The following is a 15648-nucleotide window of genomic DNA, read 5'->3' on the forward strand; positions in this document are numbered from 1 at the left end:
AGTCCAGACCCGGATCGGGTGGCGGCGTTGCGGGGGCAAGGCCGCCACACAGGGGGCATCCATGACGCACGCGTGCAAGACGCTGTTTTTCATCGACGCGACGGCGACCCATCTGCCGGTTCTGGGGCGCGCCGCCGCGTCGCTGCCGCCCGCGGCGGCGGAGCGCATCCGCGTGGCCGCGTGCTCCCGCGACGACCTGTTCGACGACAAGCGCATCGCCGCGGCGGCGGAGACGGCGCGGGCGGCGGACGGGCTGTTCCTGCTGCCGCACGGCGGCACGGAGTCGATCCCCGGCACGGCGGTTCTGGCGCAAGCCTCTACGGGCAAGCTGGTGCACGTGCAGGCCGGGGGGATGTCCTCGCCGGAGGAAGTCGAGATGGCGAAGGCGCTCGGCAGCGATTTCGGCTCCGAGGCGTACGTTTTGCGCCAGGCCTACATCCGGCGCGGCGGCGTGGAGAACCTGCGCAACCTCCTGATCGCCGCGGCGCGGCAGATCGGCGCGGACCTGCCGGAGCCGGAGGCCCCCAAGCCGGTGCCGACCGAGGGCATCTATCACCCGGAGTGGAGCGGCGCGCTCAAAGACCGCGACGGCTACCTCGCCTGGGCGCGCGCCCGCGCCGTTCCCGGCGCGCCGGTGATCGGCCTGTGGTTCGGCCAGTACGCCTGGATCAACGGCGACCTCGCGGTGATCGACGCCCTGATCGCCGAGGTCGAGGCGCAGGGCGGCGTGCCGCTGCCGGTGTTCCACTTGCGCTTCCGCGACATGGGCATCGGCAACATGCCGGTGGCGCAGTTGGCGGAGACCTTCTTCAAACAGGACGGCAAGACCCTCATCGAGGCGCTGCTGTCGCCGATGAGCTTCTCCCTCGGCATGGGCGGGCCGGGGGCGGAGGAGACCCTGCCCGGCCTCGACGTGCCGGTGCTGCAACTCATCCTCACCTTCAACCCGCGCGCCGAGTGGGAGGAAACCCTGCAGGGCGTCTCGCCGATGGACGTCTCGGTGAACGCCGCGCAGCCGGAGTTCGACGGCGCGATCATCGGCACCGTGGTCGGCACCCGCGACGAGGCGGGCATCGACCCCGCCACCGGGGCGCGGCTTCTGATGCGCAATCCGGTGCCGGACCGCTGCACCCATGTGGTGAAATGGGCGATGAACTGGGCGAAGCTGCGGCGCACCCCGCCCGCGGAACGCAAGGTGGCGATCGTCTTCCACCAGTATCCGCCGCGCAACGACCGCCTGGGCTGCGCCGTGGGCCTGGATTCCTTCGAGAGCGTGCAGGCGATCCTGGCGCGGCTGAAGGCGGAGGGCTACCGCATCGACCGCACCTTCAAGAGCGGCGAGGACCTCGCCTTCGCCATGATCGACCGCCTCACCGGCGACCGCCGCTACCTCTCCGGCAGGCAACTGGCGGAGCGCGCCGTGGGCGGCATCGACGACGCCACCGCCGAACGCTGGCACGCCGGGCGCAGCGCAAAGATGCGCCGCGAGATGGACGAAAAGTGGGGGCCGTGCCCCGGCGTCACCTTCCACTATGAAGGCAAGCTGCTGGTCGGCGGCCTGGTCAACGGCAACGTGTTCATCGGCGTGCAGCCGCCGCGCGCCCGCATGGAAGAGGCGGACGAACCGGCGCTCCAGCCCGACGGCCGGACCATCCACGACCCCTATCTGCCCGCGACGCACCACTACCTCGGCTATTACCGCTGGCTGCGCGAGGAATTCGGCGCGCAGGTGATCTTCCACATCGGCAAGCACGGCACCCTGGAGTGGCTGCCGGGCAAGAGCCTGGGCCTGTCGCAGGACTGCTATCCCGATGCGGCGATCGCCGACATCCCGCACCTCTACCCCTACATCGTCAACGATCCGGGCGAGGGCACCCAGGCGAAGCGGCGCTCCTATTGCGTCATCCTCGACCATATGATCCCGCCGCAGACCAACGCCGGAAAGACCGACGCCTTCACCCGCATCGAGGACCTGCTGGAGTCCGCCTACCACGCGCGCCAGGAGGACCCGGGCAAGGTGCCGCTGATCGCCGAGAAGCTGTGGGAGCTGGCGGCGGAGGCGCACCTCGACGCCGACCTCGGGATGACGCGGGAAGAGGCGGAGGCCGACCCCGAGGGCTTCATGGGCAAGCTGCACGGCTACATCGAGACGGTGGACTTCACCTCGATCAACGACGGCCTGCATGTGATGGGCCTGGTGCCGCCGCCCGCGCGCTTCAACGAGACGATGGTGCACCTCACCCGCCTCGCCAACGGCGATGTGCCCTCGCTGTGGGATGCGGTGGCGGCTGCCCGCGGCTTCGACGGCGAGGACCTGCGCGACCACCCGGGCGATCCGGTGGCGGCGCTCGGCAAGACCAAGGGGCAGGTGCTGTCGCAGATTCTACAGGACAGCCGCGCCGCCTTCGACGCGCTGGATGCGGGCGAATGGACCGACGCGGCGCTCGCGGCGGAGGCGGAGGCCCGCTTCGGCGGCTCGCAGCGGGTGCTCGAGGTGCTGACCTTCGTGCGCGACGTGGTGCGTCCCAAGCTCTTCGGCGTCACCGACGAGATCGAGTATGCGGCGCGCGGCGCCGCCGGGCGCTTCGTGCCGCCGGGCGGCTCCGGCAACCCGACGCGCGGGCGCATCGACATCCTGCCCACCGGGCGCAACTTCTATTCCGTGGACCCGTACAAGATTCCGACGCGGGAAGCCTGGGAGGTCGGGGTGAAGCAGGCCGAGGCGCTGATCGCACGCTACACCGCCGACGAGGGCAGGCCGCCGCAGCAGGTGGGCATGGTGCTGTGGGGCTGCCCGACGATGCGCAACCGCGGCGACGACGTTTCCGAAATCCTCTACCTGATGGGCGTCCGCCCGGTGTGGGAGCGCGACAGCGGCAAGGTCAAGGGGGTGGAGCCGATCCCGCTCGCGGAGTTGACGCATGCGCGCATCGACGTGACGGTGCGCGCCTCGGGTTTCTTCCGCGACGCCTTCCCCAACCTCATGGAGATGATCGACGGCGCGGCGCGCATGGTCGCGGCGCTGGACGAGCCGGAAGAGGTCAACCTGCTCGCCCGCAACGTCGCGGTGGACCGCGCCGAACTGCTCAAGGCGGGCGTCCCGGCGGAGGAAGCGGCGCGCCGCGCCGCCTTCCGCGTCTATTCCGACAAGCCGGGCTGCTACGGCGCGGGGGTGGACGGCCTGCTCGACAGCGGCCAATGGGAAAACGTCGATGACCTCGGCGACATCTACATCGGCTGGGCGGGCTACGCCTATGGCGAGGGGGTCTACGGCGAGGCGCGGCAGGACGACTTCCGCAAGCGCATGGGCAGGCTCGACCTGACGCTCAAGACCGAGGACTCCCGCGAATACGACCTCTTCAGTTGCACCGATTTCAACGCCTACCACGGCGGCATGAACGCGGCGGTGAAGGCGGCGGCGGGCAAGTATGCGCGCAGCTATTCCGGGGATTCCTCGGACCCGCGCAAGCCGCGCATCCGTTCCACCGATGAGGAGGGGCGCTTCGTCTTCCGCACCCGGGTGCTCAATCCGAAGTGGATCGAGGGGATGAAGCGCCACGGCTACAAGGGCGCGGGCGATCTTTCCCGGCTGGTGGACATCTGCTTCCACTGGGACGCCTCCTCGGGAATCCTCGAGGACTGGCAGTACGCCGAGATGGCGAAGACCTACGCCTTCGACCCGGCGATGCAGGACTTCTTCAAAAAGCACAACCCCTACGCCATGCAGAACATCGCCGAGCGCCTGCTCGAGGCGATCGCGCGCGGCATGTGGGAGAACCCGGGCGACGACAAGCAGCGCCTGGAAGCCCTGCTGCTGGAGGCGGAGGGCGCGATCGAGGACAGCCTCGTCCATGGCGCGGCGAGCGCGGCGGAATGACGCGCGGATGAAAGGCGGGAACGCAGCATGCTGAAGGCGACCTTCGTGTTCACCCACATTTCCCTGTCGCGGGTGTGGGACCGCGCGGCGGAGATGCTGCGCGCCCGCGGCGTGGAACTGCGCATCGCCGGGCAGTCCGCGCCGCTCGACTGGCAGGCCTTCGCCGAAGAGGCGGTGCGCGGCGCGGGTGCGGTCTACCTGGATGCGACCCGCCATTTCGGCAATTTCGACCTGCTCGTCGCGGCGGCGGCGGATGCGCCGCTCGCCATTCCCGGCGGCATCGAGGCGCAGGCGGCGCTGCCCGCGCACGACCGCGCCGCGGTTGCGGCGGTACAGGCCTATCTGCGCGTCGGCCGGGCGGAGGACTTCGCCCACGCCGCGTTGTGGATGCTGCACCGCGCCGGTCTGGTGGAGGAGGCCCCGCCGCCGCCCGGCGAGCCGGTGCTCTTCGGCGTGCACCACCCGGCGGCGGAGCGCATCCGGACCGATGCGGCGGACTACCTCACCTGGGCGGACGTGCGTACGCCCGAACGCCGCGGCGCGCCCGCGGTGGGGCTGATCTTCGACCGCTCGGGCTGGCTCAACGGCGATACCGCGGCGGTGGAGATGTGCGTTTCGCGGCTGGAGGCGGCGGGCCTGGTGCCGGTGCCGGTGTTCTGCGACTGGGAAACCGGCATCGCCTACGGCGCGCCGGAGCATCCGATCTCCCGCCTGCTGGCGCAGTGCGGTCCGCGCCTTGCGGCGATCTGGAACGCGGCGATCGTGCACGGGCGCGAAGACGGCGCGGCGGGCGGCCCGTTCGCCGCGCACGGCGTGCCGGTGTTCCAGCTGCTGCGCAACTGGCAGTCCACCGCCGCGGAATGGCGGGAAAGCGCCGAGGGCCTGAGCCCGATGACCGTGTCCTTCGGCCTCACCCGGCCGGAGATCATGGGCGCTTCCGACCCCACGCTGATCGCCTGTTCGCGCCCCGGCCCGGACGGCGGCATGGAGCGCAAGACGGCGGAGCCGGTGGCCGACCAGGTGGAGCGCCTGACCGGGCGCACCCGCGCCTGGGCGGCCCTGCAACGCAAGCCCAATGCGGCAAAGCGCCTGGCGATTTTGCTGCACAATCCGCCGTGCAAGGGGCTGGAGGCGACCATCGGCAATGCCGCTTCCCTCGATGCGCTGCAAAGCACGGTGGACCTGATGCGCCGCCTCGCGGCGGAGGGCTATGCGGTTTCGGACATTCCGGAAGATGGCGAGGCGCTGCTCAAGCTGATCCTCGCGCGCAAGGCGATCTCGGAATTCCGCTGGACCAATGTCGAGGAGATCGTCGCCAAGGGCGGCGCGCTGGCGGAAATCGGCGAGGCGGCCTACCGCGCCGACTTCGACCTGCAACCGCCCGCGGTGCGCCGGGCGGTGGATGACGCGTGGGGGCCGTTCCCGGCGAAATCCATGGTGCACAACCCGGACGGACCCAACCCGACCCTGGTGATCTCCGGCCTGCGTTTCGGCAACGTCCTGGTGATGACCGACCCGAAGCGCGGCTGCTGGGGTCCGAAGTGCGACGGCGAGGTCTGCCGCATCCTGCACGACCCGAAGATCGCGCCGCCGCACCATTGGCTCGCCACCTTCTGGTATCTGCAAAAGCAGGTGGACGCCCTGGTGATGATGGGGGCGGACGGCCCCACCGAGTTTCTGCCGGGCAAGCGCGCCGGACTTTCGGAAACCTGCTTCCCCAACATCTCGCTCGGCAACCTGCCGGTGATCTATCCCTACGCGATGAACAACACCGGCGAGGGCCTGATCGCCAAGCGGCGCGGCCGCGCGGTGCTGGTGGACCACCTGAGCGCCCCGGTGGCGCGCGCCGCGGCGCTCGGCAAGCGCTGGGACGACCTGGCGGAACTGCATCGCCAGTACCTGCACGCCACGGGCGCATCGCGGGCGCGCAAGCAGGAGCTTGCCGCCGCCCTGCGCGCCGAACTCGCATCCCTCGGCCTGCTGGCGGAGGAAGCGGACGCGGACGCCTTCGCCTTCGCCGTCGAGGCGCTGCCGCGGCGGCTGGCGGCGCTGCGCAGCCGCACCCTGCAGGCGGGCCTGCACACCCTGGGCCGCGCGCCGGACGAGGCGCGGGCGGCGATGTACGTGGCCGAGGCGCGCGGCATCGAGGACCGCGATATCGACGAGGCGCGGCTGCGCGCCGGGCTCGCCGCCGCGGGCGGCGAGATGGACGCGGTGGCCGCCGCGCTTTCCGGGCGCTTCGTCCCGCCCGGGCCTTCCGGCCACCTGTCGCGCGGAAAGGTGGATGTGCTGCCGACCGGGCGGAACTTCTACGGCATCGACACCAAGCTGCTGCCCACCGACGCCGCCTGCACGGTGGGTGCGCGCATGGGGGAAAAGATGCTCGCCGCCTACCTCGCCGACGAGGGGGATTTTCCGCAGACCATCGGCATCACCTTGTGGTCGAGCGATGCATTCCAGGCGGATGGCGAGCTGACCGCGCAGATTCTCTGGCTGATCGGCTGTGCGCCGCGCCGCGGCATGGGCGGCCGGGTGGACGGCGTTGCCGCGTTGCCGCTTGAGGAAATGACCCTGCGTCTGCCCGACGGCACGCTGCGCCCGCGTCCGCGCATCGACGTGGTGGTGCAGATGAGCAGCGTGGTGCGCGACGCGCTGCCCGGCATCTACGCCCTGTTCGATCAGGCGGTGAGCGCGGTGGCGGAGCTGGACGAACCGGCGGAGCGCAACTTCGTCCGCGCCCATGTGCAGGCGCGCATGGCGGAGCTGCGCGCCACCCTGAAGGAAACCGAGGAACCGGCGCTGCGCCGCCTCGCGAGCTACCGCTGCTTTTCCAGCAGCGACGGGGCTTACGGCTCGGGCGTCGGCCTGGCGCTCGACGCCGCGGCGTGGGAGGACGACGCCGACCTCGCCGAGGCGCTGGTCAATACCACCGGCCACGCCTTCGGCGCGGATGGGCGCGGTTCCGCCATGCCCGCCGCCGCCCTGATGCGGGAATACGCGGGCCTGATCGGCCGCATGGACATGAGCTACCAGCGCGCCGCCTCGTCGGCGGGGGACATGCTCGCCTGCGGCGGCTACGTCTGCACCCAGGGCGGTTCCGCCGCGGCGAAGCGCGGCCTCGGCGGCGGGTCGATGCGGCTCTACTGGGGCGACACCCAGTCCACCGCCGAGGGCGAGGTGCGTTCGGTCAAGGAGGAACTGACCCTCAGTCTCGCCGCCAGCCTGATCAACCGCGACTGGCTGGCGGAGATCAAGACCCGGGGCTATGCCGGGGCGACCGAGGTGGGCGCCCGCACCAACCACATGTTCGCCTGGTCGGCGACCACCCATGAGGTGGACAAGGCGCAGTTCGACGGCGTGCACGATCTCTACGTGGCGGATGCGGAAAACCGCGCCTGGCTGATGGAAACCAACGTCTATGCCCTGGAGGAACTGACCCGCCGCCTGCTGGAGGCGCACGGCCGCGGCCTGTGGGCGGCGGACGACAAGCGCCTGGCGCAGCTCCACAGCGTGGTGCTGGAGATCGAAGGCGATATCGAGGAGTCCATGGGCGCGGTGAAGGGCGAGTTCCAGGGCGCGAGCGTGGATGTGAAGACCCGCGCGGCGGTGAAAGAGTGGGCGTATGAATTTCGTGCGAAGTGACGCGGCGCGCGGCGCTGCGGCGCGGCGGGTCTATCCGTTCTCGGCGGTCCTGGCGCAGGAGGAGATGAAGCTCGCCCTGCTGCTCAACGCGGTCAACCCGGCGGTGGGCGGTGTGGTGGTGCGCGGCCAGAAGGGCACCGCCAAGTCCACCGCGGCGCGCGGCCTGCGCGACCTGCTGCCCGCTTTGCCGGACGGCGGACGCCCGGCCTTCGTCGATTTTCCCCTCGGCGCGACCGAGGACATGGTGATCGGCTCCATCGACTTCGAGGCGGCGGTGCGGGACGGCGCGGTGCGCTTCCAGCCCGGCCTGCTGGCGCGGGCGCACATGGGCGTGCTCTACATCGACGAGGTGAACCTGCTCGACGACCACCTGGTGGACAGCATTCTCGACGCCGCGGAATCCGGCGCGAACATCGTCGAGCGCGAGGGCCAGAGCCTGCGCCACGCCAGCCGCTTCATCCTGATCGGCACGATGAACCCGGAGGAGGGGGAACTCAGGCCCCAACTGCTCGACCGCTTCGGCCTCGCGGTGTCGATCGCGGGAGAGTCCGATCCGCAGGTGCGGGTGGAACTTCTGAAACGCCGCGAGGCGTTCGACGCCGACCCCGACGCCTTTCTCGCCGCTCACGCGGCGGCGGAGGCGGACCTCGCGCTGCGCCTCCGCGAGGCGCGCAAGCGCCTGGCGGAGGTGCGCATCCCTCCGCATCTCGTCGGTTTCATCGCGGAGATATGCCAACGCAACCACGTCGCCGGGCACCGCGCCGATATCGTCATGGAGCGCGCGGCGCGCGCCTTCGCCGCGTGGGCGGGGCGCACCGACGTCACCGCCGACGACATCCTGGCGGTGGCGCCGATGGCGCTGTTGCACCGCATGCGCGCGGGCACGCCGGAGATGCCGCCTCCGCCGCCTCCGCCGCCGCCCGAAACGGAGGAGCCGGAGGAACCGGAAGAGCGGGAGAACCCCGCTCCCGAGGAAGAGGACGACACCGCCGAGCCCACGCCGCCGCAGGGCGAGGAGGAAGGGGGCGATGCCGCGGACGCGCCGCCGCCGCCCGACCCCGGCGAGACCGGCCGCGCCGACGCGGCCGAGACGCAGGACGAGGTGCAGGAGGTCGGCGCGTCCTACGCGGTGCGCCGCCTGGAGCGCCAGAGCATGGACCAGACCCTGCGCACCGGCTCGGGGCGGCGCTCGCGCTCGCGCTCGGCGAGCAAGCAGGGGCGCTACGTCAAGAGCACCTCGCGCCGCGGCAGGAACGACCTCGCGCTCGACGCCACCATCCGCGCCGCCGCGCCCTACCAGAAGTCGCGGCGGGAGCAGGCGACCCAGGACCTCGCGGTGCACATCGCGCGGTCCGACATCCGCGAGAAGATCCGCGAGCGCCGCGTCGGCAACTTCCTGCTGTTCGTGGTGGACGGCTCCGGCTCGATGGGGGCGCAGCGCCGCATGGTGGAAACCAAGGCGGCGGTGATGAGCCTGCTGCTCGACGCCTACCAGAAGCGCGACAAGGTGGCGATGGTGGTGTTCCGCGGCCGCGCGGCGGAGGTGGTGCTGCCGCCGACCAACTCGGTGGACCGCGCGGCGAAGCTGCTCGCCGACCTGCCGGTGGGCGGGCGCACGCCGCTCACCGCCGGTCTCGCCGAGGCGGCGGGGGTGCTCCGCCGGGTGCTGCGCAAGGAACCGACGATCCTGCCGCTGGTGATCGTGATGACCGACGGCCGCGCCAACGCCGCCCTCGGCGAAAGGCCGCCGCACGAAGAGGCGCTCGCCGCCGCGGCGGTCCTGCACGAACGCTACCCGATGGCGCAGTTCGTCGTCGTCGATACCGAGACCAAGGGTGTGGTGCGCCTGGAACTGGCGCGCAAGCTCGCGACCGCCCTGGAGGCCGCGTATTTCAAGACCGAGGACCTGCGCGCCGAGGACCTGGTTTCCCTAGCAAAGGAGCATCAAGCGTGGTGAACCCCGATTCCCCGTCCGTCTATCCCTTCGTCGCCATCGTCGGACAGGAAAGCCTGAAGAAGAGCCTGATCCTCAACGTGATCAACCCCGGTCTTTCCGGCGTGCTGATCCGCGGCGAGAAGGGTACCGCCAAGTCCACCGCGGTGCGCGCGCTCGCCGACCTGCTGCCGGAGATCGCGGTGGTGGACGGCGACCCTTTCCAGAGCGATCCGGACGACCCCAAGACGATGTCGCCGGAGGTGCGCGCCCGCTTCGAGGCGGGGGAGGCGCTGCCGGTGCGTCGCCGCAAGGTGCGCGTCGTCGAGCTGCCGATCTCCGCCACCGAGGACCGCGTGGTCGGCACCCTCGACCTCGAACTCGCGCTCAAGGAAGGGCGCAAGCAGATCGAGCCGGGCCTGCTCGCCTCCGCCAACCGCGGCATCCTCTATGTGGACGAGGTCAACCTGCTGGACGACCACGTGGTGGACGTGCTGCTGGATTCCGCCGCCATGGGGGTCAACACCATCGAACGCGAGGGCATCAGTTTTTCGCATCCGGCGCGCTTCACCCTGGTCGGCACGATGAACCCGGAGGAGGGCGACCTCCGCCCGCAACTCCTCGACCGCTTCGGCCTGTGCGTGCACGTGGAAGGGCTGGACACGCCGCAGGAGCGCGTCGAGGTGGTGAAGCGCCGCGCCGAGTTCGAGGCCGACCCGGAGGCCTTTGCCGCGCGCTGGGCGGAGGAAACGCAAAAGCTGCGCGCCGCGGTGGCGGAGGCGATCAAGCTCTGCCCGCAGGTGACGGCGGCGGATGCGATCCTCTATTCCATCGCCGAGCGCTCGCTGCGCATGGGCGTGGACGGCCACCGCAGCGATATCGTCATGCTCAAGGCGGCCAAGGCGCTGGCCGCCTGGGCGGGCCGCGGCGAGGTGACGGAGGCCGACGTGGAGGAGGCCGCGGTCCTGGCGCTCGCCCACCGCATGCGGCGGCGGCCGTTCGAGGACATCCTGGGGCCGCATCCGGCGGCATGAGGCGGAGATGCGGGGGGGCGCAATGATGGGAAAACGCTGGCCCTGGTGGGCGGGGGTGGCGCTGCTGGCGGCCCTGGCGGCGGCAGGCGCACGCGGCGTGCGCGGCGGCGGCCGCTCGGCGGCGGCGGGGCTTTCCTTCGCCGCGGCGGAGCGGGGCGGCGTGGAGCAGGCGGTTTCCGCCACCGGCGCGCTCAAGCCCAAGACCTACGTCGATGTCGGCACCCAGGTTTCCGGCCAGTTGAAGGCGATCCACGTGGAGATCGGCGACCGCGTCGAGACCGGGCGACTGCTCGCCGAGATCGATCCCACGGTCTACCGCACGCGGGTGGCCGCCGGGCGCGCCCGCATCAAGGACTATGCGGCGCAGGTCGAGGAGCGCCGGGCGGAGCGCGACCTCGCGGCGCTGCGCTTCCGCCGTCAGGAGCGCCTCGCCGCCACCAACGTGGCGAGCCGCGAGGCGCTGGACGCGGCGCGCGCCGACCTGTTGATGGCGGAGGCGAAGATCGACGCCCTGGAGGCGCGGCAGGAGGAGACGCGGGCGACCCTCGACGGCGACGTCGCCAACCTCGGCTACACCCGCATCCTCGCGCCGATCTCCGGCACCGTGGTGGACATCTCCGCCACCGCCGGGCAGACGCTCAACGCCAGCCAGACCGCGCCCACCATCCTGCGCGTCGCCGACCTCGACACGATGACGGTGTGGGCCAAGGTGGCGGAGGCCGACGTGCCCAAGCTTTGCGTCGGCATGCCCGCCTATTTCACCACGCTCGGCGATGCGCGGCGCTGGCACGGCGCGGTGCGCCAGATTCTGCCGACCCCGGCGATCGAGAGCGACGTGGTGCTCTATTCGGTGCTGGTGGACGTGTCCAACCCCGACGGACGCCTGATGAGCGAGATGACCGCGCACGTGTTCTTCGTCGAGCGCCGCGCCGAGAACGTGGTGGTGGTGCCGCGCGGCGCGCTGGCCCCGACCGATAAGAAAGGCGTGTGGACGGTGCAGGTGAAGACCGCCTCCGGCGTCGAGCCGCGCACGGTGAAGACCGGGCTGGTGACGCGCACCCGCGCCGAGGTGACGGACGGCCTGAAGGAAGGCGAGGAGGTGGCGCGCGCCGCCGCCCGCTCCGCCCGCGGGAGCGGCATGTGACCGCCGCCCCGCTGATCGAACTCTCCGGCGTCGAAAAGGTGTTCCCGGCGGGGGAGGCGGGGGTGCGCGCGCTCGCCGGGGTGGACCTCGCCATCCGTGCCGGGGAATACGTGGCGATCATGGGGGCCTCGGGCTCCGGCAAGTCCACCCTGATGACCCTGATCGGCTGCCTCGACCGGCCGAGCGGCGGCACGTACCGCCTGCTGGGCCGCGACGTTTCTGCGCTTTCCGCCGACGATCTGGCGGCTCTACGGCGCGATACCTTCGGCTTCGTCTTCCAGCGCTACCACCTGCTGGCGGATGCGACCGCTCTCGAAAACGTCACCATCCCGGCGATCTATGCGGGGATGAAGCGGGAAGAGCGGGAGGCGCGGGGCCGCGCCCTGCTCGGCGCGCTCGGCCTCGGCGAGCGGGCGCACCACCGCCCGGGGCAGCTTTCCGGCGGCCAGCAACAGCGCGTCTCGATCGCCCGCGCCCTGGTCAACGATCCGCAGGTGATTCTCGCCGACGAACCCACCGGCGCGCTCGACAGCCAGAGCGGCGGCGAGCTGATGGACCGCCTGGCGGCCCTGCACGCCGAAGGCCGCACCGTCCTCGTGGTCACCCACGATGCGGCGGTGGCGGCGCGGGCGCAGCGCGTCATCCGCATCAGCGACGGGCGCATCGTTTCCGATTCCGCCGCCGCCGCGCCCGCCGCGCCCGCCCACGCCGCCACGCTGCGGGAAGGCGCGCACCCGGGCTGGCGCGACAACCTGGAGGAAGCGGTGCGCATGGCGGGCCGCTCGCTCAAGGCCAACCCCTTCCGCACCGCGCTCACCCTGCTCGGGGTGATCATCGGCGTCGCCGCGGTGGTGGCGATGCTGGCGATCGGCAGCGGCAGCCAGCGCGAGGTGATGGCGCGCATCCAGGCGATGGGCACCAACCTCCTGATGGTGCGCCCCGGCGCGCCGGGCACCCACCGCGCCGACATCATCACCCTCACCCGCGACGACGCGGGTGCCCTTGTCGATCTGCCCGGCGTGGACCTGGTGGTGCCGGAGCGCCACGCCTCTCAGACCATGCGTTACGGCAACATCGACCACAAGGCGGATGTCTACGGCGTCACCGCGGGCTTTCCGCAGGCGCGCGACTGGGGGCTCTCCGTCGGCATCTTCTTCGATGCGGCGGACGTGGAGAGCCACGCCGCGGTGGCGGTGCTGGGCAAGACCGTGGCCGACCACCTGTTCGGCGAGGGGGAGGGGGTGGGCGCGTACATCGTCATCCACAACGTGCCGTTCCTGGTGATCGGCATTCTCGAACCCAAGGGCGCTTCCACCTACGGCAGCGACCTCGACGACATGGTCCTGGTGCCGCTCACCACCGGGCTCACCCGCCTGTTCGGCGGCGGCCACGTCAGCAGCATGATGATCTGGGTGTCCGACGCGGCGCGCATCGGCGCGGCGCAGCGCCGGGTGCGCGCCGCCCTGCTCGCCCGCCACAACGGCATCGAGGACTTCCAGATCCGCAACACCACCGCGGTGCTGCAGGCGGCGGAGAAGGCACGCAACAGCCTGACCGTGCTGCTCGGCACGGTGGCGGCGATCTCGCTGCTCGTCGGCGGCATCGGGGTGATGAACATCATGCTGGTGTCGGTGAGCGAGCGCACCGGCGAGATCGGTATCCGCATGGCTACCGGGGCGCGCCGTCTCGACGTGCAGTTGCAGTTCAACGCCGAGGCGGTGGTGGTGTGCGGCCTCGGCGGCCTCTTCGGCATCGTCATCGGGCTTTTCGCCGCGTGGCTGTGCCGCGCCGCGGGCATGCCGGTGGTGTTCTCGCCGTGGCCCTCGGCGATGGCCTTCGCCTGCGCCTTCGCCACCGGCCTGGTGTTCGGCTATCTTCCGGCGCGCAAGGCGTCTCGCCTCGACCCGGTGACGGCGCTCGCCTCGGAGTGACCGCCGCTGCCTGCGGCGGCAGCCGGAAAATCATTGCAGAACGAAAAGACAAAAGACAGCGCTGGTGCGGATGTCTTCCCTCCACGTATGCGACCGTGTGGAACCGGTAGTAAAGACGGCAATCATCGAGTTTTTGAATAGAGGTATAGGTGATTTCAATTTCCATACATGACAGGAAGCGTCATAAAATTTATCAGTTACGTAGTTGTATTAGAATTCTACCCTGAGTAGAGAATAAATCCATAGCTTACGGGAGAAACAGAAAAATGAAGACCGACAGAAAGGTTTCCAGGGGGACACGCCTTGGAAAGATTTTTGCCTTGTCCTGCGTAATTGCAGGCTCTTTGGTCGCCAATCCGGCCCTGTCCAACGACAATATCGCAACCCCGAAGTACCATCTGCCGGCTGGAGAAGATTTTTTACTTTGGTCTCCGACGGTTCAGCCATACGGCTACTCGATCGTCGATAAGATATTCGCCACGAGGACGATCAAACATGGCAAGAACGTCCTCGCTTTGCCGCGGGGCAAAGAACTGTCGGTCACCTATCAACTGAATGGCAAGACCTACAGCGCTGAAGACTACATCGACCACAACAATGTGGCTGGCCTTCTGGTTCTCAAAAACGGCAAGATTGTTCTTGAGCGCTATGCCCTTGGCTTTAACGAGAAGGGGCACTGGAGTTCGATGTCGATGGTCAAGTCGATGACCTCGACCCTGGTCGGCGCCGCCATTCAGGATGGCTACATCAAAAGCCTGGACGACAAGGTCTCGACCTATCTGCCGACACTGAAGGGCTCGGCCTACGACGCCGTCAGCATCCGCAACCTGATTACCATGTCGTCGGGTGTGAAATGGCGCGAAGTCTACACGGACAAGGACTCCGACGTTAACCACTACAGCAAGTCGCTGGCCGACAAAGTGCCGGGTGGCGTGCTGGCCCTGATGAAGTCGATGCCCAAGGAAACGGAACCGGGATCGGCTTTCCACTACAATTCGGGCGACACCTATCTGTTGGGCGCCCTGGTCTCGGCCGCCACCAAGAAGCGGCTGGCCGACTACATGTCGGAAAAGGTGTGGGCCAATTTCGGCATGGAGGCCGATGGCTTCTACACTCTTGAATCCGACAATGGGCAGGAGATCGGCGGCAGTCGCGCCGGTATGGTCCTCAGGGACTTCGGGCGCTTCGGCCTCTTCGTGGCCAATGGCGGCGTCGCCAACGGCAAGCGCGTGCTGCCTGCCAACTGGGTCGATGACGCCGGCAAGGTCGCCTTCCCGCTCGATGCGAACGCCAACAGCTACGGCGCTTCCGGTTACGGTTATAGCTGGTGGCTGGACCCCGACGGCTCGATGGTCGCGCTCGGTTTCGCCGGCCAGACGATCTACATCAACCGCAAGGAAAATCTCGTTATCGTCACCCTGGGCTGCTGGCCGCAGCCGCCCTACAACAGCGCCTATGGCCGCGACTTCAAGGGCGCTCGTCGCGCCTTCCAGAAGGCGGTCGTCGACGCTCTGCACTGATGCCTGGACCACCCCACCAGCATGAAACGAAGAAGCCTGCCATCGACGATGGCAGGCTTTCTTTTGCCGTCGTCGCGCCCGCTAGCCGACGAATGGCGCGGTAGCAGGCCCGGCCACCCGTTGGTCGAAGCCGAAGAAAGAGAAACTCGCCATATACAGAACCCTGCCGTTGCCTCTGGGAAAGGGCGGGTACCGGGGATGCCGGTTCCCCCTGCCATTGTGATGAAGCCATGCGCCGAGCGCGGTTGACACCCCAAGAAAAGTGATGTTATTACATCCGGCGTGATGGCCCCCGGCGGCATGCCGGGGCAAGAGGGAAGCCGGTGGAAATCCGGCGCTGTCCCCGCAACTGTCAGCGCGGAGCTGCTGCCCGGAGGCCACTGGCCCGTCCCCATCGGGGAGGGCCGGGAAGGCGGGCGGACGCACGGAGGCGCGAGCCAGGAGACCTGCCGTCGCAAAGTTCCGATCCGAAGGGCGGGGAGGCCCGAAGGATCGGGAACTCCGGTGGTGGTGCCGCTGGACCGTCTTGCCGATGCCGCGGGATAGGACGCGGCGGCAGGCGGGGCA

General features: G+C 69.7%; 7 protein-coding genes and 1 riboswitch. All 7 genes read left to right on the forward strand.

Annotation, left to right across the window (positions count from 1 at the left end):
• Positions 1-61 precede the first annotated feature (61 nt).
• Positions 62-3877, forward strand: a complete 3816-nt coding sequence (gene cobN / locus O7R11_RS14370) for a cobaltochelatase subunit CobN (RefSeq protein ID WP_337998229.1) — start codon at positions 62-64, stop codon at positions 3875-3877.
• Between the two features lie 27 nt (positions 3878-3904).
• The gene (locus O7R11_RS14375) at positions 3905-7519 is read left to right on the forward strand and encodes a cobaltochelatase subunit CobN (protein ID WP_337998230.1); all 3615 of its coding nucleotides are present in this window, start codon (positions 3905-3907) and stop codon (positions 7517-7519) included.
• Complete coding sequence (locus tag O7R11_RS14380; protein ID WP_337998231.1) at positions 7500-9476, forward strand: VWA domain-containing protein; 1977 nt, start codon at positions 7500-7502, stop codon at positions 9474-9476. Before O7R11_RS14375 ends, O7R11_RS14380 begins: the two co-directional genes overlap by 20 nt.
• A complete protein-coding gene (locus tag O7R11_RS14385) occupies positions 9473-10486 on the forward strand; it encodes a magnesium chelatase ATPase subunit I (protein WP_337998232.1) in 1014 nt (337 codons plus the stop codon). Before O7R11_RS14380 ends, O7R11_RS14385 begins: the two co-directional genes overlap by 4 nt.
• Before the next feature lie 22 nt (positions 10487-10508).
• The gene (locus tag O7R11_RS14390) at positions 10509-11630 is read left to right on the forward strand and encodes an efflux RND transporter periplasmic adaptor subunit (RefSeq protein ID WP_337998233.1); all 1122 of its coding nucleotides are present in this window, start codon (positions 10509-10511) and stop codon (positions 11628-11630) included.
• On the forward strand, positions 11627-13561 hold the full coding sequence (locus tag O7R11_RS14395; protein ID WP_337998234.1) for a MacB family efflux pump subunit: 1935 nt from the start codon (positions 11627-11629) through the stop codon (positions 13559-13561). The genes O7R11_RS14390 and O7R11_RS14395 overlap by 4 nt, the downstream gene beginning before the upstream one ends.
• A 266-nt stretch (positions 13562-13827) precedes the next feature.
• Positions 13828-15081, forward strand: coding sequence for a serine hydrolase domain-containing protein (locus O7R11_RS14400; protein WP_337998235.1), 1254 nt, complete (start codon positions 13828-13830; stop codon positions 15079-15081).
• Between the two features lie 269 nt (positions 15082-15350).
• Positions 15351-15549, forward strand: a riboswitch (cobalamin riboswitch).
• The last annotated feature ends 99 nt before the right edge of the window (positions 15550-15648 follow it).

This window comes from Oleispirillum naphthae (assembly GCA_027864655.1).
GTDB classification, from domain to species: Bacteria; Pseudomonadota; Alphaproteobacteria; order Rhodospirillales; family Rhodospirillaceae; genus Oleispirillum; species Oleispirillum naphthae.

Bases quoted from the DNA above. Each gene is read 5' to 3' on its own strand.
- O7R11_RS14390 (WP_337998233.1), top strand. From the start codon at position 10,509: ATGATGGGAAAACGCTGGCCCTGGTGGGCGGGGGTGGCGCTGCTGGCG.
- O7R11_RS14380 (WP_337998231.1), top strand. From the start codon at position 7,500: ATGAATTTCGTGCGAAGTGACGCGGCGCGCGGCGCTGCGGCGCGGCGG.
- cobN (WP_337998229.1), top strand. From the start codon at position 62: ATGACGCACGCGTGCAAGACGCTGTTTTTCATCGACGCGACGGCGACC.
- O7R11_RS14400 (WP_337998235.1), top strand. From the start codon at position 13,828: ATGAAGACCGACAGAAAGGTTTCCAGGGGGACACGCCTTGGAAAGATT.
- O7R11_RS14375 (WP_337998230.1), top strand. From the start codon at position 3,905: ATGCTGAAGGCGACCTTCGTGTTCACCCACATTTCCCTGTCGCGGGTG.